Raw genomic sequence first — 22,661 nt, 5'->3', positions numbered from 1 at the left:
TGAGCGTTTCCGTTCCGACTCAGCTACCCGCCGAGGTACGATTCGCGGATGTAGTCGTCGTCGCGGAGGTCTTCGGGCGTCCCCTCGCGGACGACATCGCCCTGCTCCAGCAGGTAGATGCGGTCGGCGTGCTTCATCGCGAAGGTCACGTTCTGCTCGCAGAGCAGGATGGTGACCCCCGACTCGCGTATCTCGTCGATACCCTCGGAGATGTCCTCGAGGATGACCGGCGCGAGACCGAGCGTCGGTTCGTCGAGGACGAGGAGGTCCGGGTCGCCCATCAGCGCTCGCCCGATGGCGAGCATCTGCTGTTCGCCCCCGCTCATCGTCCGGGCGTCCTGTTCCGTCCGCTCTTCGAGCGCCGGGAACAGGTCGTAGACGAACCGGAGTCGCTCGTCGGCGTCCGTCTGAGCGCGGTAGGCCCCCAGTTTGAGGTTGTCCTCGACGGACATGTGTCCGAACAGGTCACGGGACTCCGTACAGTGGACGAGGCCGTTCTGGACGAGTTGGCGCGGACGCTGCCCGCGCACCTCGTCGCCGCGGTACTGGACGGACCCGCCGTACTCCCGGAACCCGGAAACGGTGTTACAGAGCGTCGACTTCCCGGCCCCGTTCGGGCCGATGGCGGCGACGAACTCCCCGCTGTCTACGTGGATATCGACGCCACGGAGTGCCGCCACCTTCCCGTAGGAGACCGAACAGTCCTCGACGGCCAGCAGTCGGTCGCCGCCCGCGGCCGCGTCAGTCCCGGTCGTGGTCGTCTCGTCGCTCGCACTAGCGAGCACCGACGCGACGCCGAAGGGGGCGTTCACAGGTCACCCCCGAGGTACGCACGCTGAACCTCCGGATCGTTGCGTATCTCGTCGGGCGTCCCCTCGGCGAGTTTCGAGCCGAAGTTGATGACCACCGCGCGGTCGATAAGCGACAGCAGACCGCGCATGTTGTGGTCGACGACGACGAGCGTCAGCCCCTCCTCGCGGAGTTCACGTAGGAGGTTCGAGACGCTCTCGACTTCGCTCCCCGCCAGCCCCGCAAACGGCTCGTCGACGAGCAACAGCGATGGGTCGGTCGCCAGTGCGCGCCCCAGTTCGAGGCGCAACAGCCCCGCGTGGGGCAGTTCGTCCGGCGTCCGGTGTAAGTCATCACCGAGGCCGACGCGTTCACAGAGCTGTGCGGCACGTTCGCGCGTCTCGCCGCGCAACCCGCCGAACGAGAACAGTTTGTCCGGGACGAGCCCCAGTGCGACGTTGTCGACCACCGAGCGGTCGTGGAGCGGCCGGAAGTGCTGGAACGTCCGGGCGAGGCCCTTGTTGACCATCTCGTAGGACGGCCGCCCGGTGACGTCCTCGCCGTGGTACCAGACGGTCCCGCCGGTCGGTTCGTAGAAGCCCGTCACGCAGTTGAACGTCGTGGACTTCCCGGCCCCGTTCGGGCCGATAAACCCGAGAATCTCCTGTTCGGCGACGGCGAAGGAGAAGTCCTCCACCGCGACGAGACCGCCGAACTCCTTTCGCAGGTTGTCGACGACCAGCACCCCGTCGTCAGGGCCGTACGACTCCGTACCGTCGGTGCCCGCAGTTTCGGGCTGTCGTGGCTCGCTACTCATCGTCGTCACCTCCCTCCTCCCGCAGGCCGTCGTACCAGCGACGGGCGACGCGCGTCACGACGCGTTCGGGGCGGCCGCCGTCGGTCGCCACCTCGTCGCCGCGCCGCCAGCCGCGGACCCGACTGCCCGCGTTGAGCACGCTCCGCAGGATTCCCCCCGGCAGGACGAACAGTAAGAACAGCGTGATGACGGCGAACAGCAGGAAGTCTATCTCGCCGACGGGCACGCCGAGGACGGGGATGACGACCCCCACCTCGTCCAGCAGAATCGGGACGAGGCCGACGAAGATACCCCCGATGGCGGCACCGACGATGGTGCCCATCCCGCCGAGGACGGCTGCGATGATGACCTCGACGTTGACCGTCGTCGAGAACAGTTCCGACGGCGTCGGCCCGCCGATGGGAGTGTGGACGTACATCGCCCCCGCGAGGCCGCCGACGGCCGCGCTGAGGACGAACGCGAATATCTTGAACTTCGCCGGGTTCAGCCCGACGCTCGCCACGGCGTCCTCGTCCTCGCGGATGGCTGTGAACACTCGCCCGGCATCCGACCGTGTCACGAGGAGCAACAGCGCCATGATGAGGACGAACAGGGCGAGTGCGATGTAGAACACCGTGCTCGCCTGCGAGACGCCGAAGCCGAGGAACGGTTCGGGATCGCGCAGGCCGAGTTCGCCGCCGAACACGTCGCTCCGGAAGATGAACAACTGGAGCAGGATGAGCGGCGCGACCAGCGTCACCAGCGAGAGGTACGGCCCGCGCAGCCGCAGGGCTGGCACGCCGATGAGGATTCCCGCGACGGCCGCGAGCACGATTCCCACCGGTATCGACAGCAGTGGGTCGATGCCGAAGCCGAGGTTCAACAGCGCCGACGTGTAGCCGCCGACGGCGAAGAACAGGCCGTGGCCGAACGATATCTGCCCGGTGTACCCCGAGACGGTGTCCCAGCTCATCGCGAACATGCCGAAGTACAGCGCGGCGGTCAGGTCGAGCAGGAACAGTTGGTCGACGGTGAAGACGAACACGCCCGGCACGCCGAGGCCGATTTCCATGTCCGCCAGCACCGGCATAGCCGCGAGGACGAGCAGTCCGACGACGCCGGCGACGTACCGGCCGGGTATCGACGGGAGCGAGCGCCCGCTCTGGTCGTCCGCGACGCGTTCCGAGGCGGTGTCCTCGCTCATACGGACCTCCCGTCGTTCGTGTGCGTCGTTGTCATGCTTCCACCAGTTCGCGACCGAACAATCCCTCGGGTCTGAGCAGCAACACGGCGACCAGCACCAGCAGCGGCGTCAGTCCCGTGAGGCTCGAATCGATGTACTGGACGGTCAGAATCTCCAGTGTGCCCACGATGAACGCCCCGAGGACGCTCCCTCGGATGGAGCCGATACCGCCGAGGACGACGATGGTGAACGAGAGCACTAGCGGTCCGCGGCCCATCGCATAGGAGGCACCCTGTGTCGCGCCGAGGAACACCCCGGCGACGCCCGCGAGTGCACCCGCGGCGACCCAGACGAGCAGGTTGATGCGGTCGGCCTCGATGCCGACCAGTGCCGCGCCCTTCCGGGTCATGCTCGTCGCCAGCAGCGCCTTTCCCTGTCGCGTGTAGTTGACGAACGCGAACAGGGCGGCGATGAGTAGCGCCGAGAGGACGAACGCCACCAGCGTCGCGGAGGTCACGGTCGACCCTCCGATGATGAACCGGCCGTCGACGAGGGGGAGTACCTTCGGCTGGGAGCCGTAGATGAATCGGATGACCTCCTCGACGGCGACGGCGGTGACGAGCGTGATGATCATCACCATGATGGGTTCGTCCTGAATACGCTTGATGAGTCCGAGGTAGTAGACCCCGCTCAGAACGCCCGTGACGACGAACGCCGCCAACAGGCCCGCGACGCCGCCCAGACCCCACTGGGAGGAGACGACGAACGCGGCGAACGCCCCAATGGTGATGTTCGCGCCGTGCGCGAGGTTCAGGACGCCACCGACCCCGAAGATGAGGGTGAACCCGAGGGCCACCAGCGCGTACAGGGCGCTGATGGTGACGATCTGTACCAGCACCGTGGTAGCGTCGGCCTGAAGCGGGACGAGCAGTCCGGACATCTACAGCCACGACGGGGCTTTGTAGTCCGCCGTCGCGAGGGCGTCCGGGTAGATGACCTCCTGGTCGCCGTCTTGCCACTGCATGTAGACGGGGTCGACCTTCCCGTCGGCGTAGACGACGTCGTGGGCGAACTCGTCGTCCTTCGGGTAGTACTCGACAGTGCCCGTCGTCCCCGTGTACGAGGACCCTTCGAGTCCCTGGATGACCGGGTCGGCCTCGACGCTCCCGGCCTGGCTGATGACCTCGGCGTACTGCTTGACCGCGTCGAAGGTGATGTAGCCGGTGTACACCGGGTAGCTCCCGAACTCCTCGTTGTAGGCGTTGGCGAACGGGACCGTCTTTTTGGTCACCTCGCTCTTGGGCGTCGCGGAGTTCTGCGTGACGCCGAAGTTGCAGGCCCCGTCGGTCAACTGGTAGTACTGCGGCAGTTGCATCGGGACGTGGATGCCGCCGAAGTGGAACGGTCGCTGCTCCTGTGCCCACGAGACGACGGCGGGCGTGCCGGTGTGAGCCATCGCGATGAACGCGGCGTCCGCGCCGGAACTCTCCACCTGGTCGAAGATGGGCGTGAAGTTCTGCGTGCCCGAGGCGTAGCGCTGGCGCATGGCGATTTCGACGCCCGTGTCGCCCAGTCGCTCGTCGAGTGCCTTCGAGACGGGTTTCGTCCACTCGTAGTCCTCGACGAGGACGGCGACGGACTCCCAGCCGAGGGACTGCTGTTTCGCCGTGAGGAAATCCACCATGTTCACGCCCAGTTGGTACGCGTTGAGCGGACCGGTTCGGAAGTGGTACTTGTACTGATCGTAGTTCTCGTTGACGCGAGAGCTCGCCTCCGGCGTCGCCGCCCCGGTGGTCATGTGGACAGTCTGTTGCTCGGCGATATCGCCGAGGACCGCGAGCAACACCTCGCTCGTGAAGATGCCCGTCGTCATGTCCACCTCCTCGCCGATGGTGAGTTCCCGGTACTTCGAGCGGCCCGTGTCGGGTTGCTCCTTCGTGTCCTTGACGACGACTTCGAACTCGGGCCCCGACCCCTCCTCGTTGAGTTGCATCGCGGCGAGTTTCGCCCCGTTGGCGATGGACGCTCCGATGGGGTTGTTGGAGGGTTCGGGCGCGAGGACGCCGAGCTTCACCGTACTGGGGAGGCTCCCGCCGCCCGAGGACCCGGTCGTCGTCCCCGTGGTGTTGCCGTCACCGCCACCGTTGCCGCTACCGTCACTGCCGCCGTCGCCGTCTCCGCCGCCCGTGCTCACACAGCCCGCGAGTGTGACGCCCGCAACGCCGGCACCCGAGGCGCGGAGGAAGGCCCGCCGCCGCACACCCCGTCCAGAAGACTCGTTCCCGTCGTTCGACACGTCCCTGCGACTGTTTCCATCGTTAACCATTGCGCGTCGGTTCTTACCAGACAACAGGCATAAATGTTGAGGAAAGATACCACGTGACGACGTAGCAATTTACGCAAATATTACCAGAGAGTGTCGGGTGCTAGCAATAATTGGCGTTAGCGCGCCGTCCACCCGCCGTCCGCGGTGAGTACCGACCCGGTGACGTAACTCGCCGCGTCGCTGGCGAGGAAGACGGCGGGACCGGCGATCTCCTCGGGGTCCGCGAAGCGGTCCAGCGGCGTCTGGCGGAGGATGGCCGCCCGCAGGTCGTCGTCGGACGTGAGGTCCTCCGTGAGGTCGGTGGCGACGTACCCCGGCGCGAGGCAGTTCACCCGGACGTCGGGGGCCCAGTCGAGCGCGAGACTCTTCGTGATGCCCACCAGCCCGTGTTTCGAGGCGACGTAGGGGTGCTGGCGGGGGAGGCCGACGAGGCCGCCCACGGAGGCGACGTTGACGACGGACCCGCCGTCCTTCTGGAGGTGTTCGGTCGCCGCCCGCGCACAGAGGAACGCCCCGCGCAGGTTCACGTCCATCACCGTGTCGAAGCCCTCCGGGTCCACCCGGTCGGGCGTCCCCAGCGCGTTCCCGGGGTTGATGCCCGCGTTGTTCACAACGACGTCCGCCCCGCCGAGTTCCTCGCCCACCCGGTCGAACAGCGACTCGACGCTCTCGACGTCGGCGACGTCCACCGTCTCGGCGAGGCCCTCCCCGCCCGCGTCCTCGATGCGGTCGACCGTCTCCTGCACGTCGTCGGCGCTCCGGGCAGTGGGGACGACTGTCGCGCCGGCGTCCGCGAGACCGAGTGCGATGGCCCGCCCGATGCCGCGGCTCCCGCCCGTGACGACGGCGACGCGCCCGCTCAGGTCGAACATGTCGGTGACCATGGCCGCCGTGGCACCCACGCTCACATAAGACTACGCGTCGTGGGAGTTTTCGCCGTCCGGGAGCCACGTCTCGTGGAGGTGGACCCACGACACCCCCTCCGGCGCGTCGGGGGCGGGGGCGAACAGCGCACTGCTCAGGCGGGCCGTCCGCTCGCTCCCCCGACGCTGGTGTTCCTCGTAGGTGATCAGCGCGAGGTCACCGGTCTGCACCCGGGAGCGTACGTCCCGGACCTCGATGGCGAGGCCGGGGAGACTGCCGTGGCCCGCCCGCAGGTCAGCGAGGAGCGTCTCCCGGTCGCGACGCCCGCCGTCCGGCGAGACGAGTTCGAAGGGCGCACCCAGCGCGTCGGTCCGGGCGAACCGCGCTGCGGTGTCGGGACAGTCGCCCGCGAGCCACGACTCGAGGAACCGGTGGAACCCCCGGACCTCTCGTTCACACGCGTCGAACATACCGACCAGAGGTGCGGCAGACGGATACGGGTATCCCGACCTATAGGACCCTCGCGGACCTCCCACGAGGCATGTTGCTCCACTGGCACCGCGCCGACCTGCGGGCACACGACAACGTGGGGCTGGCCGAGGCCGCCAGCGAGGGGAAGGTCCTCCCCGTGTTCGTCTTCGACGACGCGGTGCTGGCACACGCCGCCCCCCCGCGCGTCGCCTACATGCTGGACGCCCTCGGGCGACTCAGGGAGTGGTACCGCGACCGCGGCGGCGACCTCTTGCTCGCGCGGGGGAACCCGACGGAGGTCGTACCCAGAATCGCCGAGGCCCACGACGCCGAGGGCGTGTACTGGAACCACGACTACTCGGGGCTGGCACGGGAACGCGACGAGGCCGTCCGCGAGTCCCTCTCGGAAGCGGGTCTGGACCACCGCCAGTTCCACGACGCCCTCCACCACGAACCGGGGTCCATCACGACGAACGACGGCGACCCCTACTCGGTGTACACCTACTTCTGGAAGAAGTGGAGCGACCGGGAGAAGGCCGCCCCGGTCGACCCGCCCGAATCCGGGCGTCTCGTCGCCGAGGCGGGTGAGTTCGAGGACCTCCCGTCCGTCGAGGACCTCGGGTTCGAGCAACCGGCGGCCACCGTCGAGGACGCCGGCCACGAGGCCGCCCGCGAGCGTCTGGAGGCGTTCTGCGAGTCCGATATCTACGACTACGCCGAGAAGCGCGACCGGGCGGCGGAACGCTGTACCTCGCGGCTCTCGGCACACCTCAAGTGGGGCACCGTCGGCGTCCGGGAGGTGTACGCCGCCACCGAACGGGCGATGGACGACGCCCCCGACGGCGACAGCGAGGACTCCGTCGAGGAGTTCCAGTCCCAGTTGGCGTGGCGGGAGTTCTACACCCACGTCCTCTACTTCCACCCGCGCGTGGTAACGGAGAACTACCGGGAGTACGAGGAGGGAATCGACTGGCGCGAGGACGACGAGGAGTTGCGGGCGTGGAAAGACGGCGAGACGGGCTACCCCTTCGTCGACGCAGGGATGCGCCAACTGCGCGAGGAGGCGTTCGTGCACAACCGCCTCCGGATGGTCGTCGCCTCCTTCCTCACGAAGGACCTCATGCTCGACTGGCGCGAGGGGTACGACCACTTCCGCGAGCATCTCACCGACCACGACACCGCCAACGACAACGGCGGGTGGCAGTGGGCCGCCTCCACCGGGACCGACGCCCAACCCTACTTCCGCATCTTCAACCCGACGACGCAGGGCGAGGACCACGACCCGGACGCCGAGTACATCAAGCGGTACGTCCCCGAACTCGCCGATGTCGACCCCGAGGACGTCCACTCGTGGCACGAACTGAGCGACGAACGCCGCGAGGAACTCGCCCCCGACTACCCCGCGCCCATCGTGGACCCCTCGAAACGGCGGGAGCAGGCGCTGGCGATGTTCAAGCGCGCCCGCGGGGAAGACCCGGAGGAGTAGCGAGAGGAGGAACCGGAGGAAACGTATCGAAATTCCAACGTAAATCGAGTTCGGGGGACCGAACCGCCTCCTCCTCAATCTTTTTCAGGCGTCCGACCAACTACCCGGTGGAGGTACAACTTATGTCCGAACATTCCAACCCCGAACTGCCGCCGCTACCGTACGACTACGACGCGCTCGAACCGCACCTCTCCGAGCAGGTACTCACGTGGCATCACGACACCCACCACCAGGGCTACGTGAACGGCCTCGAGAGCGCGGAGAAGACGCTCGCCGAGAACCGCGAGTCCGGTGACTTCGGCTCCTCGGGCGGTGCGATGCGCAACGTGACCCACAACGGCAGTGGGCACTATCTCCACACGCTGTTCTGGGAGAACATGTCCCAGGACGGCGGTGGTGAGCCGTCGGGCGAACTCGCCGACCGCATCGAGGAGGACTTCGGCTCCTACGAGGGCTGGAAGGGCGAGTTCGAGGCCGCTGCCTCGGCCGCCGGTGGCTGGGCGCTGCTCGTCTACGACCCCGTCGCCAAGCAACTGCGCAACCTCGTCGTCGACAAGCACGACCAGGGTGCGCTCTGGGGCAGTCACCCCATCCTCGCGCTCGACGTCTGGGAGCACTCGTACTACTACGACTACGGTCCGTCTCGCGGCGACTTCATCGACGCGTTCTTCGAGGTCGTCAACTGGGACAGCGCCGAGGAGCAGTACCAGAAGTCCGTCGAGCACTTCGAGTAAGTCGAGTCAGCAGGCGAACCTTCCCGTTTTTTTGCGCGCTACGACTGGTCGCCCAGCGACGCGAACGTCACGTCCTCCCCGACGCTCGCCAGTCGCTCGTAGAGGTCGCCGAACCGGTCGTCGACCCTCCTGACGTCGAAGCTGGCCAGCACGCCGAAGCGCGTCCCGGTGTCGTCGTCGAGGAACGTGCGGAACTGGACAAACTCGTCGAGCCCGCGGACCGTGTACTCGTAGCTGGCGTACGTGAGGTCCTCGTACGTGTCGCGCGTGATGTAGCCGTAGCGCTCGTTGTCGATGTACGGCTCCGGGTCGTGTCCCTCGAGGTAGTCGGTGACGTCGTCGCGGATGAAGAGACAGGACTCCGTGTCGCCGTCGAACACCCAGACGTCCCGGAGGGCGTCGCCGCCGAAGGCGCGAAATGGCCCGAGGAGCGGTCCGCCGCTGTCGGTCATACCTACCCGATGATGTGGGAGAATAAAAGTGTCCCTCGTTCGCCGGCGCGGTCGCTCCGTGGTACTTAATGCCCCCGTCCGCCCTATCGCGGCGTATGCCGCGCCCGAAAGCCGACTTCGAGCAGTTCCGCCCGCTCGACTTCCGCGACCCAGACGAAGTGCTCGACGAGGAGACGATGTACACCGTCTACGAGGTGGCCCGACTCCTGCAGGGACTCGACCCCGGCCGGGAACTCGACGCGGAGACGGAGAACGTCCTGCTCGACTGGGCCATCCCGTGGATGATGGTCAACGCCGAGGCGTTCGTCTTCGCCGAACCCGACGCCGACGACGAACCCGGCTACTACGGCCTCGCATGAGGCTCCTCGTCGCCGGAGCGGACCGCGTCGACGCCGGCAAGACCACCTTCGCCGTCGGGCTCGCCGCACACACCGACTCGCTCGCGGTCAAGCCGCGTGCGGGCAACGACTACTGGTTCGACTACGACGACTACCGTGCGGCCGTCGACGCCGGGCGACTCTACGGGAAGGACGCACGCCGACTCGCCGCCGTCTCCGGCGAGTCGCCCGAGGCCGTCAACCCCGTCCACCGCCTCTGGACCCCCGCCCCCGGCGAAGGAAAGGGCTTGCTCGGGCGCGAGGGGCGGGCCGTCCTCTGTGACCGCGTCACCCTCGACGGGGGGCACGAGTACGTCGTCAACGGGACGCGCGACCTCCCCGAGCGCGCCAGCGACGCCCTCCCGCTCGACGATGCCACCACGGTCGCGTCGCTCCACGAGTACAACGCGGTGATGGAGCGACTCCACCGACCCGCGCTCGACACGATGGCCGACCGGGTCGAGGCGGCCGACCGGGTGGTCGTGGAGTCCTACGCCGACATCGCCCGGCCGCTGACCGAGTTCGTCCCCGACGCCGTCGCCGTCGTGGAACCGACGCGCGTCCGTCTCTACGACGGCGGGCGCTACGCGAACGCCTGTTCGGTCGCGAGCGGGAGCGCCCGCGAGGGACGTCTCGAAGTCCGCGTCGGGAACGTCCTCGAACTCATCGAGCCGACGGCGCGGGCGACGCTCGCACCGCTCCCGGACGAGGTCCGGTCGGACCCCGAGGCCATCGCCGAGGCGAACGACCACGCCTACCGGGCACTGGTGGCGACCGCGCTGGACTAGGCCGTTCGCGAAACCGTACGCTGCCGGAGCGAGGGGACGCGCGATGGAGCAGACTCCGACGAACGCCTTCTGCGACCTGACGACCGTCGACCGGGTGGTCCACCGACTGGCGGAACTCGGCGGGTGGTTCGAGCGGTTCGACCGTGCCAGCGGTGACGGCGATGGAGCGGCGTCACCGCTCGGAACTGTGGCGTGGGGGAACGTGGCGAGTCGTAGCGAACAGGCGACTGGTTCGGTCCCGGGGCGGTCCGTCGCGCACCCGCGGCGTGGCCGTCCTCGCGGACCGACCACGACCGACCCCGGGGCGGGTCGTCAGGTCATGGGGCGGGTGGTCCCGTTCTCGCACTTGAGGGTTCGCCCGGTCAGCCCATCCGTGCCGCTTTGCTCGCGAGGTCGATGTCGTGGTACGGGTTCGTCGTGATGCTCGGCCCGTGGCCGGTGTGCATCTCGCGGAGGTCCTCGCTCACCGCCCCCTTCAGGGAGTCGATGCTCTCGACGAGCGTCGGGCGGTGGCCCTCTTCGAGGTCGGTACGCCCGAAACTCCCGTTCGCGAAGACGAGGTCGCCGGCGAACAGCACCCCGGGGTCGGCGGCGTACAGACAGAGGTGGTCGTCCTTGTGGCCGGGGGTGTGGAGTGCGAGGTACTCGTCGTCGCCCAGCAGGATGGTGTCGCCGTCGGCGATGGCGTGGTCGACGCCCTCCTGACTCGTATCGAAGCCCCACGCCTCGACGCCGAAGGCCTCCTTGACGGCGGCGAGGTTGCCCACGTGGTCGGGGTGGGTGTGCGTGAGGACGACGGCGTCGACGGCGTCGACGTGTTCCCGGATGGCGCTCACCACGTCGAAGTCGTTGCCGGGGTCCACGACGACGGTGCGTTCGCCGGTGACGAGGAAGGCGTTGCTCGTGAACACCTGCTGGCCCTGCGCGAGGTTGTAGATCATGGGCGGGGCTACGGCCAGCGGGTGTTTGTGGGTGTCGACTCCGGCGCTACTCGTCGAAGTCCGCGCCTCGGCCGACGATGAGCGTCTCCTCGACGAGGTTGCCGTGGCCCCGGCGCAGTCGGTCGGCGACGGCCTGCGCGGAGATGTCGAAGCGCTCGCCGAGGTCCTCGGTCGTCACGCCGTGCGGGAAGTCGTAGTAGTCGTTCTCGAACGCCGCCACGAGCGTCTCGTGTTGCGGGTCGGTCAGGCCGTAGCGGTCCCGGCGCTCCTCGTTCAACTCGTAGACTTTCTCCACGTGCAGGGTGAGGCCCCCTTCCTCCGCGATGTCGTGGGTCCGAGAGAGGCCCTCGCGTTCGGGGAAGAAGAGCCTGAGGTGCCACTCGTCGTGGGAACCGGCGGCCTCGAACACGGTCGCGTCCTCCTCGAGGAGCGCGTGAGAGACCAGTTCGATGCGGTCGACCCACGCCATTCGGTAGAGCCGTTCGTCCTCGAACTCGGAGACGTGTGTGACGTCCTCGACGGACGGGTCGGCGTCGAGAGCCTGGTCGAGCGCGTCGAAGTCGTCGGCCGTCGCCCAGAGGAACGGCATGACGCGGTCCGGGCCGTGCGCGACGACTCGCTGGACGTCGAGGTGCGCATCGGGCGCGTCGAGGAACGTCTGGTGTAACGCGAACTCGTCCGCCGGGATGCACACCTCCGCCATCGTACCCATAGCTGTACTATTCAACCCCGTGAGAGGACTAAGGTGTTACTTCACCAGTCCCTTTCCGAGAGTAGCCTCCTCGTGTCCGGCTCAGACGTGGGGCTTCGCCATCAGGTCCTCGCGGTCCTGCGCGTCGAGCCACTCGCAGAGCTGGACGAGCTGGTCGGTCGCGGCCTCGAACAGTTCCTCGCCCTTCTCGGCGGTGGCGTCCGTCTGGTCGCCGAGGACGCCGTTGCCCGTGTTGTCGATGGCGTCGTAGAACGTCCGCGAGCCGTGGATGACGGTGCCGGCGTCCTCGACGGAGGCGACGCCGCCGTCTCGCGCCGCTTCGAGGCGGTCCTCGCGGACGAGTTCGGGCCGGAGGTACTGGATCATCGCCGTCTCCTTCGGCCCGCCGTGGGGGCCGTTCTGGACGAACAGGTCGTTCACGAGGTCCGGGATGGACTCGTCCCACATCCACTCGACGGCGTAGGCGTCGCCCGCGTCGCGCAGGCGGCGGCCCACCTCCCGGAGGTGCTGGATGTTCCCACCGTGGGCGTTGACGAACACGATGCGGTCGACGCCGTGGTAGGTGAGATTGCGCGCCAGCGACTCCATGTAGTCGCGGAAGACTGGCGCGTCGACCCACATCGTCCCGTGAAACTGGCGGTGGTGGGGGCTGACACCGACGTTCACCGTCGGGGTACAGAGGAAGCCCGTCCGTTCGGCGGCCTCGCGGGCGTACGCCTCGGCGATGAGGTGGTCGGTGGCCTCGGGGAGGTGCGGGCCGTGCTGTTCGGTGCTCCCCGTCGGCACGAGCGCCAGTGAGTGCTCCGCGAAGTAGTCGCCCAACTCCTCCCACGTGTGCTCCGCCAGGTACATACCGGGCGTTCGGCGGGACCCGTCAAGAAGCCCCACGGTCGGCACTCCGGCGGCTCAGTCCCGGTGGAGGACGGTCCCGTCGTCGCCGACCGCGAGGTCGCCCGAGGCGAGGACGTCGCGGAGTGTCGCGTCGGAGAAGACCGACCGCGCCCCCCAGTCGGTGCCGTCGAGTTCGTACAGGGCACCGTCCTCGCCGCAGGCCAGTCCCCGTCCGCCGTGCAGGTCGACCGCCGTGAGGGGGCCGTCCGCGACCGGGCGCGGCGTCCAGACCGACCCGTCGTAGCGCGTCACACCCCCCTCGTCGTCGGTCACGACGACTGTCTCGCCACTCGCCGCCACGTCGGAGAACCCCGACCCGGCGTCCTCGACGCCCAGCACGTCGTAGCTGTCGCCCGCGTCCTCCGTCCGGAAGACCGTCGCGTTCGTGTCACAGGCGTACCCCACCTCGTCCGCGAACTCGACGGCGGAGAGACTCGACCCGCTCCCCGGTTTGGTCGGCGAGTCCCACGTCATCTCCCGTTCCACGTAGCGCCCCCGGAGCACCGCGCCGGAGCCGTTCACGAGGTAGACGTGTTCCGACCCCGCCCCGCCCGTGACGGCGACGTCGGTCCACGTCCCCGTCTCGTCGTCGGGCGCGGAGTGGTCGGCCATCCGGCCGTCCTCGACGCCCCACCGGCCGACCGCGCCGCCGTCGCCCGCTACCCACACCGCCTCGTCGTCGTCCGTGGCGGCACACCCGCGCAGGGTCTTCGACTCGGCGGCGGGTCCCGACTCAACGACCACCTCCCAGTCGGTCCCCCGTCGCGCGAGGACGACGCCGTCCGCCCCGGCGGCGTAGGGGCCGTCCGCGGCCTCGGCGACGGCGTGGAGCGTCGCGTCGGAGGGGACGCTCGCGGGCGTCCACTCGCCTGACGACGCGTTGTCGGAGTCGGTGTCGGTGTCGGTGTCCGAATCGCCGTCCGTGTCCGTATCACCGTCGCTGTCGGCGTCCGCGTCGCCGTCACCGCCCGTCGCGGTCCCCCCCGACGCGTCGCCGTGGCCTCCACGGTCGTCGGCGGTGTCCCCGGCCCGGTCGCTCCCGCTCCAGGGGGCAGTGTCGGTACTGCCGTCGGCCTCGTGGCCCGCGTCGCTCTCGGCCTCGCTCGGCCCGTCGTCGCTGAGGTAGAAGTAGACCAGCGGGAGGACGTAGGCGGCGATAGCGACCGCGATGAACCCCGGGTGGACCGTCGAGAGGAGACCGAAGGCCGTCAGTGCGGCCGTCGTGGCGGCGTGGATACCCGTCCGTGCGTAGTCGCGGTAGAACGCGAGGAAGTCCCGACGTTCGCCCTGGGCGGTGCTCATCAGTCGTCCCGACCGACGTGGGACAGGCAGAAGAGCGTTCGGCCCGCGAGTCCGGCCCGTCGGAACTCAGGGCGCGCCGGCCAACACGAGTTTCACGCGCTCGTCGCTTCGGTTGTGTATCTGTCGGCGCTGGTCGGGCGAGAGGCGGAGGGCCTCGTTCTCCCGGAGGGTGACCGTCTCGCCGTCGCAGTCAACCTCCACCTCGCCCTCCGCGACGAGGTACACCTCCTCGTGGTCGCTGTCGGCGTGGTCGTGTTCCTTGCTCTTCCCACCGGGTTCGAGTTCCAGTATCGTGAGCCCGACCGTCTCACAGCCGAGGGCGTCGCGCAGGAACCACATCCCGCCCCACTCCTCGTCTACCACCGAGTCGACGTCGTCGATACCCGCCTTCTGGTAGGTCATACGGGACCCTCCGTGGGAGAGAGTATCAACGTGGTGGCGGGGCGACTGGTTCGGCAACCTCTTATTCCGCGCTCGCCCGAGGTCCGATAGACCTCGGGCACATGCACCAGTATCTCGACCTCGTCGCCGACACCCTCCGGACCGGGACGCACAAGCCGAACCGGACCGGGGTGGACACCGTCTCGTCGTTCAGCCAGCACTACCGGGTGGACCTCCAGGAGGGCTTCCCCCTCCTGACGACGAAGGACCTCTCGGGCTTTCGCTGGGACTCCATGGTCCACGAACTGCTCTGGTACCTCTCCGGGGAGGAGCACATCCGGACGCTCCGCGAGGAGACCGGCATCTGGGACGCGTGGGCCGACGAGGAGGGCCACCTCGACACCGCCTACGGGCGGTTCTGGCGGCGCTACCCGGTCCCCGAGTCGGGCCTGCCCGGCGAGACGTGGCCCGACGACGCCCACCGCTGGCTGAACGAGGACGAACGCACCTTCGACCAGATCCAGTACGTCCTCGACACGCTCCGCGAGAACCCCAACTCGCGGCGCATCGTCGTCGACGCGTGGCACCCCGCGAACGCCACCGTCTCGACCCTCCCGCCCTGTCACTACACGTTCGTCTTCAACGTGCAGGGCGACCGCCTGAACTGCCACCTCACCCAGCGCTCCGGCGACATCGCCCTCGGGATTCCGTTCAACATCGCGGCCTACTCCCTGCTCACCCACGCAATCGCCCAGCGGACCGGCTTCGAGGTGGGCGAGTTCGCCCACACCGTCGTCGACGCCCACGTCTACTGCGGGCAGGGAGAGCGCGGCGAGTGGTACGCCGACGCCCTCCCGGACCTCCAGTCCCGCCTCGCGAACGTCGAGGACCGAGAGGACTACCTCGCGGTGCGCGAATGGGTCGAATCGGCGGCCCCCGCCGAGGCCGAGGGCGAGGAGGACTACGACCACGTCCCCGGTCTGTTGACCCAGTTGTCGCGCGAACCGCGCGAGAAGCCCACCATCGAGGTGGCGGACAAACCCCTCGACGAGTTGACCTACGAGGACGTCACGCTCTCGGGGTACGACGCGGCCGAGGGCATCCGGTTCGCCGTGGCGGAGTGATGGACGTGGTCCTCGTCGCGGCCGTCGCCGAGAACGGCGTCATCGGGGCGGACGGCGACATGCCGTGGCACTACCCCGCCGACCTCGCGCACTTCAAGGAGACGACGACGGGGTTCCCCGTAATCATGGGCCGGCGGACCTACGAGAGCATCGTCGCCGCCATCGACGGTCCCCTTCCCGACCGGACGAACGTGGTCCTCAGCACCCGCGACTTGGACCTGCCCGCGGGGGCGGTCCACGCCGACTCCGTCGAGGCGGCCCTCGAACTGGCGGCGAAGACGGGGAGCGACACCGTCTACGTGGTCGGCGGGGCGACCGTGTACGAGCAGTTCCTCCCGCGTGCGGACCGACTCGTCCTGACGGCGATTCCCGAGTCGCCGGAGGGTGACACGCACTTCCCCGCGTTCGACCGCGAGGCGTGGAAGGAGGTAGCGCGGGAGGAGGAGGGGGAACTGGCGTTCGTGACGTACGAGCGTCGGGACGGGGACGACTGAACGTCTCGGGGCACCCCCACGCCACCGCGCCCAAGAGTCATCCCCTCCGGCGACGACGTCCGGGTATGAGCGACGCGCACTTCGAACTCTACCGCGACGAGGCCGGCGAGTGGCGCTGGCGACTCGTCCACCGCAACGGGAACATCCTCGCGGACTCGGGCGAGGGCTACTCGCGGAAGGCCGACGCCCGGACCGGACTGAGGAGCGTGAAGGCGAACGCCGCGGACGCGCGCGTTGAGGAGGTGGAGTAGCCCATCAGTCGTTGACGTACAGCGCGTACCGGTACGGCTCCCCGCCGTAGAGGACGTGCCGGCCGTTCGTCGCCTCGTCGCCGAGACCCAGAACGTCGAGGAGCGCCGCGAACGCGTCGGAGAACGGCCTCGTCTCCTTGACACCGTCCGCCGCCAGCGCACGCCGGAACAGGTCGCGCGCCCCCTCGGGGAGCGTCGCGGGGTCGACCGTCTCGTCGACTATCGAGGCGGTGGCGACGTCGGCGAACGCGGCTTCCGTCCCCGCTACCTCGATGGCGTGCGCCGTGTAGACGGGTTCTGCCAGCGTCTCGGTGGCGACGCGCACGCGGTAGACCCGGCCGTGGATACGGACCCGTTCGACCGGGTCCGACGCGGTGTACGCCCCCTCGCGCTCGGCGGGGTACCGGAGGACGTAGCCCCCGTCGTCGAGGAGGTCGGTCGGATGGGACCCGCCGCTTCGCTCGTGGACGTGGAGTATCTTCGCCACCCGTTCGTCGACGCGGGGGAGAGACTCGGCCCGCGTCGCCGAGACGGACTCCGATTCTTCCTCTGGGAGCGCGTCGAACCGGACGACTGGTCGTTCCACGCGCTCTCGACCCGTGAGGACGGTGGCGACTTCGTAGTAGGTCCCGTCGCGTTCGACGTACACCCCGTCCGGGACCGGTTCGTACCCCGTGGCGGTGACCGACCCGGACTCGAAGAGCGTGTCGAGCGCGCGCTCGCGGGTGTCGTCGAACGGGGACCCCGGCGACCAGAGCGCCGCCTCGCTCAGCGTCCCGTCGAACGACCGGACGACGAGTTGGTAGGTCGGTCCCGACTCGGACTCCGAGAGCGGGGACGTCGAACAGCCCGCGAGCAGGAGACCGCCGCTCGCGGCACTCGCGAGGAGGGCGCGTCGTGTCGTGGAGGGCATCGTCGGCCCTCGGCGCTCGACCGGTAAACCTCTTGTCAACCGTGAACGACTTCGACGTTGTCGTCCGTTGTTCCCGCGGAACTAAGACCCGCGTCGCGAAATGCGGTGACATGTCACGTGACCCCATCGACTACGGTACGTTGGAGGCGGGCCGGGACTGCAACTACTGGTCGCTGGACCGGACCCTCCGGGCGGCCGCTCGCCGCGCGTACCCCGACGGGGAGTTCTCGTGGGCCGACGACCGACTCGACTCGCTAGGGGCCGAGACGGGGACCCGAATCGTCGACAATTCGGAGACCGTCGAGCGCCACCCGCCGGAACTCGACACCTACGACCGGGACGGCGAGGTGCAGAACCACGTCGAGTACCACCCCGCGCTCCTCGACACCGAACGGGCGACCTACTGCGAGTACGGCCTCGCCCACGACGTGTTCCACGCGCCCGAGAACCGCGAGGAACCACTGGGTCTCACACACGCCATCACGATGGAGGCCCTCCTCTCGTACGCCGACCCCGGGTTCGTCTGCCCGGCGTCGATGACCGTCGGGGCGGCACTCGTCCTCGACCAGTTCGGACGCGACGGCGGCGTCCTCGAGTCGTACTTCGAGCGACTCACGAGCGACGACCCCGAGGTGTACGTCGAGGGCGCGATGTTCCTCACGGAGAAACAGGGTGGGAGCGACGTCGGCGCGAACGAGACCGTCGCGGAACCCACCGACGAGGACGGCGTCTACCGCCTCACCGGCGAGAAGTGGTTCTGCTCGAACGTCGACGCCGAGGGGACCCTCGTGCTCGCCCGGCGCGAGGGCGCACCCGAAGGGACGAAGGGCCTCTCGCTGTTCCTCGTACCTCACAGTATCGATGGCGAACTCAACGACCAGTTGTACCGCCGGCTGAAGGACAAACTCGGGACGCTCTCGGTTCCCACCGGCGAGGTGGAACTGCGCGGCGCGACCGGGTATCTGGTGGGCGACCCCGAGAACGGCTTCCGGCAGATGACGGAGATGCTCAACTTCGAGCGCCTGTCGAACGCCTCCGCCTCCGTCGGCATCATGGGTCGCTGTCTCCTCGAATCGAAGGTCCACGCCGCGAACCGCGAGGCGTTCGGCGACACCATCGACCAGTATCCCCTGGTGCGCCGCGACCTGACGGACACGAGCGTCCGCTACGAGGGGGCCTGCGCGTTCGTCTTCGCCGCGAGTCGGCTGCTCGACGAGTACCGACGGTCCGAGGAAAGACACGATTCGGACGCCTTCCGCCTCATGCGCCTGCTCGTCCCCATCGCCAAACTCCGCACCGCCCGCGACGTGGTCGACACCGCCTCCTACGCCTGCGAGGTGCTGGGCGGGAACGGCTACGTCTCCGGGTTCACCACCGAGCGGATGCTCCGGGACGCGCAGGTGCTCCCCATCTGGGAGGGCACCTCGAACGTCCTCTCGCTGGACGTCCTTCGGGTGCTGGACCGAGAGGCGGCCCACGAGGTGTTCGTCCCCGCGGTGCGCGAGCGCCTCGACTCGGTGGACCACCCCGCCCTCGCGGACGCCGTCGAGACGGTCGAGGCGGAGTTCGCCGACCTGCAGGACGCGATGGCGACGCTCGCCAGCGAGGACGTCGAGTACGCCCAGTTGCAGGCGAAGGAACTCGCCAACTACGTCTACGACGTGTTCACGGCCGCCGAACTGCTGGCGATGGCCGACGAGGACATCGCCGAACGCGGGGACGCCCGCCGCGCCCTCGTCGCCCGCGAGTTCGTCGCCGAGCAGTTCGGGCGGGGGGACGCGCGGGGCATCACGAGCGGCGACCGGCGCGCGACCGAGGCGTTCGACGCCATCGTCCGCCACGCGAGCGTCCCGCCCGAGTCGCTGGTCGGGGGGACCGCCGCGGCCGACGACTGAGTGGGGCCGGACGCGGGAAAGGCCCTTTTCGTCGGCGCTCCAAGGCCCCTCATGGTCATGAAAGAATCCGAGCAGACGCTGGAACGCGGCGACGTCGCGCCCGACTTCCGACTGCCCGGGACCGACGACGCGGAACACGCACTGGGCGACTTCGCGGACCACGAGGCGCTCCTGCTGGTGTTCACGTGCAACCACTGCCCGTACGCGAAGGCGAAGTTCGAGACGCTGAACGCCATCGCGGCGGACTACGACGAGGTCGCGGTGGTCGGCATCAACCCCAACGACGCCGAGGAGTACCCCGACGACTCCTTCGACCAGATGAAAGAACTCGTCGCGGACGGCACCATCGACTACGACGCCTACCTCCGCGACGAGTCACAGGAGGTCGCCCGCACGTACGGGGCCGTCTGCACGCCCGACCCGTTCCTGTTCTCCGTCGAGGACGGGTCGTTCCTGCTGGAGTACCACGGGCGACTGGACGACGCGACGAACCCCGACGAGGACCCCTCCGGCGAACCCGGCTTCGAGATGCGCGAGGTCATCGACACCGTCCTCTCGGGCGGGCCGGTCGAACGCGAGGCGAAGCCCTCGCGTGGCTGTTCCATCAAGTGGAAAGACGAATAACGGGGGAGCCGTGTTCAGTCGCCCGTGAGGCCCTCCCCGCCGTCGTCCTCGCCGTAGCGCGACCGGCGCAGACCGTCACAGACCGCCCCCTGCCCGCTCATGTTCGTCTTCGCCAGTCGCGCCCGTCGGTGGACGAGTTCGAAGGCGTCGGGGTCGATGTCCGTGCCCTCGGGCGTGGCGAACAGGCGGTGGTCGGGGTCGGTGGCGACGCCCACCTCGACCGCCTTCTCGATGTAGTGTTCGACCGGTTCCCCGTCTGCGAACACCGCCAGTCCGTCGAGACAGACCGCGACCCGACCGTCGCCGGTCGGCGTCACGTCGCCCCTCCGTAAGGTCGCGAGCTGTTCGGGGTCACAGCCCGAATCGAGGAGCGCCTCGGCCGCGTCGTACTGGCGCTTGAGGCGCGCCTTCCCGTCGAGGACCTCGCGGACGGCCTCGACCCCTTCGGTGGCGTCCTCGAAGACGTCCTCGAACGCCCGGCCCGCGTTGACTCCCTCGGTTATCTCCTCGCCGTGGAGGTGGTCCGTGAGGCGAACTCGGGCCCGCTCACAGCCGTCGAGCGACTCGCAGGCCGCGCGCATGTCGCTGGCCATCATCCACGCGAAGGCGGGCGAACACCACGCCGTCGGGAGGCGGAACGCGACCCGGATTCGGGGGAGGGCCACCTCGACGGACTGGACGTACTCCAGTTCGACGACCGACTCGTCGAGTTCGGGGTCGGTCACCCCGTCGAGGGCGGCGAGGACCGCCTCGCGGGTGACGCCGGGCGTCGCGGAGTCGGCGTCCGCGTCGTCGGGGGCGGGCGAATCGGCGCTCATCAGTCGTCCGCGGCCGCGCCGTCGTAGCGCGCACCCATGTCGAAGCGCCGGCTCAGTTCGTCGTCGCGGAACTGTTCCTTCTTCGCCTCGATGTCGATACCGTACAGTTCCGCGGCGTTCTCGCCCACCACCTTCTTCTTGGTCTCGAGGTCGAACTCGACGCCGTACTCCGCGCGTTGTTCGGGCGTGAGTTCGGCGTCCATCACGGCCTCGATGAGCCACTCGGGTTCCCAGATGCCGTAGTCGCTCCCGAAGAGGACGCGGTCCTCGCCCAGCCACCACAGCAGTTCGCCGAGTATCTCGCCGAACTTCTCGGGGCGGTTCTGGGCGAACGGGGCGGCGACGGCGAGGCCGCCGTAGACGTTGGGTTCCTGTGCGGCGATCCAGCAGAAGTCGTCCAGTCGGGGGAGACCGACGTGTTCGACGACGAAGTTGAGTTCGGGAAAGGAGGTCGCGGCGTCGTCGACGTCGCTCACGTCGAAGGCGTCGCGGTTCAGCGGGCGGATGGTCGGTCCCTTGTGGGGGTGGACGTTCTCGATGCCGAGGTCGACGCACTTCTGGAGGTACTCGAAGGCCTCCTCGCTGTCCAGTCGCCACCCCTTCGAGTCGCCCTTCCACTCGGCGGTGTACACCTTCACGCCGCTGATGTCGTACGCCTCCTTCTGGCGTTCGAGTTCCTTCAGGCCCGCCTCCCCGTCGCGCGGGTCGAACCGCCCGTTGACGACGAACCGTTCGGGGTACTCCTCGAGGAGTTCGGCGTTGTCGTCGACGGTGTTGAACCCCTCCGCGTAGAACTCGTGGAGGTGCGTCGACTGGAAGATACCCATGTCGACGTAGCCGTCGCGGAACACGTCCTCCAGCAGTTTCTCGGCCCCGTACTTCCGGTAGGTCTCCATGTCCCACTGGCGTTCCTCCGGGGTGAACGTCGTGTGGTAGTCGTAGAAACACTGGATGAACTGCTCGCCGCCCTCGTGGGTGATGTTCTCCTCGCTGGCGTCCCAGTTGTGGATGTGCGCGTCGACGACGAACACGTCCTCGCCCTGATGTCGATACATGGTATCACAGGCCACGACACCGACCCGCATTATTCTTTGTTCGGATTCCCAGCGGAGAAAGACACTGAAGGATGACTGTTCAGCCGCTCAGGAGGAACTCCGCGAGATGGTCGCGGAACGCCTCGGTTCGGTCCTCGGGAACCCAGTGGTTCGCCTCGTCCAGTCCGACCAGTTCGGCGGAGTCGATGTCCGATTCGAGCCGCTCGGCCCACTCGACCGGCTGGAACTCGTCTTCGAGTCCCCACAGCAGGAGGGTGTTGGCCGTCACGTCGCTCGGGTCGATTTCGGTCGTGTGGCTCGTGTTCGTCCCGGAGGCGTCCCGGCAGAGCGAGACGACGCCCTCCTCGGAGTTCCACGGCGCCTTCATCCCCTCGACGAACGCTTCGTCGGCATCGTCGCCGTAGAGGGTGTCGCGGAAGAGGCCGTCGAGCATCCCCTGTATCTCCTCGACGCTGTTGTCCCGGGCCGTCTCGGGCAGGCCGACGTCGGTGATGGTCTGGATGGGCCACGAGTCGTAGGCCACCGAGTTCGAGAGGACGAGGTTGTCGACCCGGTCGGGGTCGTGCGCGGCGAGGCGGAGGCCGACGCCCCCGCCGAGGTCGTGACCGACGAAGTCCACCGTCTCGATACCGAGGTCGTCCAGCAGTCCGACCAGTGCGACCTCCTGTGCGCGGATGGAGCGGTCGAAGCCGTCGTGCATCGCCGAGCCCCCGTACCCGACCATGTCGGGGGCGACGACCCGGCGCTCCTCGGCGATAGCCGGGACCTGCCCCCGGAAGAGGAAGGAGTTCGTCGGGATACCGTGGAGGAAGACGACGGGGTTCTCGCCGTCCCCGCCCTCCCCCTCGTCGACGTACGCCACGTCGAGGTCGTGGCCGTCGACGGTCACCGTGGTGCTGTCCTGCGCGTCCGTCCAGTCGTCGTACTCGGACATGGGATACGACCCACGACCGCTCCGGTGATGTGACTGGTGCCTGTGGGCGCGACCCCCGCA

Annotated in this window: 26 protein-coding genes; 9 read left to right on the top strand and 17 right to left on the bottom strand. The window is 68.5% G+C overall.

All coding sequences use genetic code 11. The features are described from left to right. Window positions 1-23 precede the first annotated feature (23 nt). The 7 genes from NKG96_RS07200 to NKG96_RS07170 form a co-directional block, all read right to left on the bottom strand. Window positions 24-719: an ABC transporter ATP-binding protein gene (locus tag NKG96_RS07200; protein WP_368409295.1), complete on the bottom strand. Its 696-nt coding sequence runs from the start codon at window positions 717-719 to the stop codon at window positions 24-26. 89 nt (window positions 720-808) lie between these two features. Beyond that, entirely contained in the window at window positions 809-1,606 is a 798-nt protein-coding gene (locus tag NKG96_RS07195; RefSeq protein ID WP_254537837.1) for an ABC transporter ATP-binding protein, read from the bottom strand. Continuing rightward, a complete protein-coding gene (locus NKG96_RS07190; RefSeq protein ID WP_254537836.1) occupies window positions 1,599-2,789 on the bottom strand; it encodes a branched-chain amino acid ABC transporter permease in 1,191 nt (396 codons plus the stop codon). The genes NKG96_RS07195 and NKG96_RS07190 overlap by 8 nt, the downstream gene beginning before the upstream one ends. Window positions 2,790-2,820: 31 nt before the next feature. Next, complete coding sequence (locus tag NKG96_RS07185) at window positions 2,821-3,708, bottom strand: branched-chain amino acid ABC transporter permease (protein WP_254537835.1); 888 nt, start codon at window positions 3,706-3,708, stop codon at window positions 2,821-2,823. Continuing rightward, window positions 3,709-5,094 carry an ABC transporter substrate-binding protein gene (locus tag NKG96_RS07180; protein ID WP_254537834.1) on the bottom strand — a complete coding sequence of 462 codons (1,386 nt, stop codon included), beginning with the start codon at window positions 5,092-5,094 and terminating at the stop codon, window positions 3,709-3,711. A gap of 116 nt (window positions 5,095-5,210) precedes the next feature. Continuing rightward, on the bottom strand, window positions 5,211-5,978 hold the full coding sequence (locus NKG96_RS07175) for an SDR family NAD(P)-dependent oxidoreductase (protein WP_254537833.1): 768 nt from the start codon (window positions 5,976-5,978) through the stop codon (window positions 5,211-5,213). Window positions 5,979-6,008: 30 nt separating this feature from the next. Next, window positions 6,009-6,428: a DUF4440 domain-containing protein gene (locus tag NKG96_RS07170; protein WP_254537832.1), complete on the bottom strand. Its 420-nt coding sequence runs from the start codon at window positions 6,426-6,428 to the stop codon at window positions 6,009-6,011. Window positions 6,429-6,499: 71 nt separating this feature from the next. Here NKG96_RS07170 and NKG96_RS07165 point away from each other — a divergent pair, with 71 nt between their 5' ends. Next, complete coding sequence (locus NKG96_RS07165) at window positions 6,500-7,915, top strand: cryptochrome/photolyase family protein (RefSeq protein ID WP_254537831.1); 1,416 nt, start codon at window positions 6,500-6,502, stop codon at window positions 7,913-7,915. Between the two features lie 122 nt (window positions 7,916-8,037). Next, window positions 8,038-8,649 (top strand): superoxide dismutase [Mn], encoded by a 612-nt coding sequence (gene sod / locus NKG96_RS07160; RefSeq protein ID WP_254537830.1) that lies wholly within the window; start codon window positions 8,038-8,040, stop codon window positions 8,647-8,649. Window positions 8,650-8,687: 38 nt separating this feature from the next. Here the strand turns inward: sod and NKG96_RS07155 are convergent, their stop codons facing one another. Next, window positions 8,688-9,101: a DUF7522 family protein gene (locus tag NKG96_RS07155; RefSeq protein WP_254537829.1), complete on the bottom strand. Its 414-nt coding sequence runs from the start codon at window positions 9,099-9,101 to the stop codon at window positions 8,688-8,690. 95 nt (window positions 9,102-9,196) lie between these two features. On the opposite strand from NKG96_RS07155, the gene NKG96_RS07150 reads away from it, so the two are divergent. Together NKG96_RS07150 and NKG96_RS07145 are read left to right on the top strand one after the other, a co-directional pair. Beyond that, complete coding sequence (locus NKG96_RS07150; protein ID WP_254537827.1) at window positions 9,197-9,460, top strand: DUF5827 family protein; 264 nt, start codon at window positions 9,197-9,199, stop codon at window positions 9,458-9,460. Then, window positions 9,457-10,266, top strand: a complete 810-nt coding sequence (locus NKG96_RS07145) for an ATPase (RefSeq protein ID WP_254537826.1) — start codon at window positions 9,457-9,459, stop codon at window positions 10,264-10,266. The genes NKG96_RS07150 and NKG96_RS07145 overlap by 4 nt, the downstream gene beginning before the upstream one ends. A gap of 362 nt (window positions 10,267-10,628) precedes the next feature. Here NKG96_RS07145 and NKG96_RS07140 read toward each other — a convergent pair whose 3' ends face one another. The 5 genes from NKG96_RS07140 to NKG96_RS07120 form a co-directional block, all read right to left on the bottom strand. Continuing rightward, window positions 10,629-11,207: an MBL fold metallo-hydrolase gene (locus NKG96_RS07140; RefSeq protein WP_254537825.1), complete on the bottom strand. Its 579-nt coding sequence runs from the start codon at window positions 11,205-11,207 to the stop codon at window positions 10,629-10,631. 46 nt (window positions 11,208-11,253) lie between these two features. Further along, a complete protein-coding gene (locus tag NKG96_RS07135) occupies window positions 11,254-11,919 on the bottom strand; it encodes a helix-turn-helix domain-containing protein (protein ID WP_254537824.1) in 666 nt (221 codons plus the stop codon). A gap of 81 nt (window positions 11,920-12,000) precedes the next feature. After that, window positions 12,001-12,771, bottom strand: coding sequence for a creatininase family protein (locus NKG96_RS07130; protein ID WP_254537823.1), 771 nt, complete (start codon window positions 12,769-12,771; stop codon window positions 12,001-12,003). Window positions 12,772-12,825: 54 nt separating this feature from the next. Beyond that, window positions 12,826-14,112 carry a beta propeller repeat protein gene (locus tag NKG96_RS07125; protein WP_254537822.1) on the bottom strand — a complete coding sequence of 429 codons (1,287 nt, stop codon included), beginning with the start codon at window positions 14,110-14,112 and terminating at the stop codon, window positions 12,826-12,828. 66 nt (window positions 14,113-14,178) lie between these two features. Next, complete coding sequence (locus NKG96_RS07120; RefSeq protein ID WP_254537821.1) at window positions 14,179-14,514, bottom strand: cupin domain-containing protein; 336 nt, start codon at window positions 14,512-14,514, stop codon at window positions 14,179-14,181. A gap of 101 nt (window positions 14,515-14,615) precedes the next feature. Here NKG96_RS07120 and thyA point away from each other — a divergent pair, with 101 nt between their 5' ends. The 3 genes from thyA (at window position 14,616) to NKG96_RS07105 (ending at window position 16,362) form a co-directional block, all read left to right on the top strand. Then, window positions 14,616-15,617: a thymidylate synthase gene (gene thyA, locus NKG96_RS07115; RefSeq protein ID WP_254537820.1), complete on the top strand. Its 1,002-nt coding sequence runs from the start codon at window positions 14,616-14,618 to the stop codon at window positions 15,615-15,617. Next, entirely contained in the window at window positions 15,617-16,111 is a 495-nt protein-coding gene (locus tag NKG96_RS07110) for a dihydrofolate reductase (RefSeq protein WP_254537819.1), read from the top strand. Before thyA ends, NKG96_RS07110 begins: the two co-directional genes overlap by 1 nt. Window positions 16,112-16,176: 65 nt before the next feature. Continuing rightward, the gene (locus tag NKG96_RS07105; RefSeq protein ID WP_438267404.1) at window positions 16,177-16,362 is read left to right on the top strand and encodes an HVO_2922 family protein; all 186 of its coding nucleotides are present in this window, start codon (window positions 16,177-16,179) and stop codon (window positions 16,360-16,362) included. Window positions 16,363-16,366: 4 nt separating this feature from the next. Here the strand turns inward: NKG96_RS07105 and NKG96_RS07100 are convergent, their stop codons facing one another. Beyond that, window positions 16,367-17,275, bottom strand: a complete 909-nt coding sequence (locus NKG96_RS07100; protein ID WP_254537818.1) for a hypothetical protein — start codon at window positions 17,273-17,275, stop codon at window positions 16,367-16,369. A gap of 110 nt (window positions 17,276-17,385) precedes the next feature. On the opposite strand from NKG96_RS07100, the gene NKG96_RS07095 reads away from it, so the two are divergent. Then, window positions 17,386-19,170, top strand: coding sequence for an acyl-CoA dehydrogenase family protein (locus NKG96_RS07095; RefSeq protein WP_254537817.1), 1,785 nt, complete (start codon window positions 17,386-17,388; stop codon window positions 19,168-19,170). A gap of 51 nt (window positions 19,171-19,221) precedes the next feature. Next, window positions 19,222-19,794 (top strand): thioredoxin family protein, encoded by a 573-nt coding sequence (locus tag NKG96_RS07090; protein WP_254537816.1) that lies wholly within the window; start codon window positions 19,222-19,224, stop codon window positions 19,792-19,794. A gap of 14 nt (window positions 19,795-19,808) precedes the next feature. Here the strand turns inward: NKG96_RS07090 and NKG96_RS07085 are convergent, their stop codons facing one another. The 3 genes from NKG96_RS07085 to NKG96_RS07075 all read right to left on the bottom strand — a co-directional run bounded on the left by NKG96_RS07085 (window position 19,809) and on the right by NKG96_RS07075 (window position 22,601). Beyond that, complete coding sequence (locus NKG96_RS07085; protein ID WP_254537815.1) at window positions 19,809-20,612, bottom strand: iron-sulfur cluster assembly protein; 804 nt, start codon at window positions 20,610-20,612, stop codon at window positions 19,809-19,811. Further along, the gene (locus NKG96_RS07080) at window positions 20,612-21,667 is read right to left on the bottom strand and encodes an amidohydrolase family protein (protein WP_254537814.1); all 1,056 of its coding nucleotides are present in this window, start codon (window positions 21,665-21,667) and stop codon (window positions 20,612-20,614) included. Before NKG96_RS07080 ends, NKG96_RS07085 begins: the two co-directional genes overlap by 1 nt. Before the next feature lie 79 nt (window positions 21,668-21,746). Next, window positions 21,747-22,601, bottom strand: a complete 855-nt coding sequence (locus NKG96_RS07075; protein ID WP_254537813.1) for an alpha/beta fold hydrolase — start codon at window positions 22,599-22,601, stop codon at window positions 21,747-21,749. Window positions 22,602-22,661: the final 60 nt, after the last annotated feature.

The sequence above is a fragment of the Halomarina litorea genome (assembly GCF_024227715.1).
Lineage (GTDB): Archaea > Halobacteriota > Halobacteria > Halobacteriales > Haloarculaceae > Halomarina > Halomarina litorea.
Note: the sequence above shows the minus strand (reverse complement) of the source record. Positions and strands in the feature narration are given on the sequence as shown.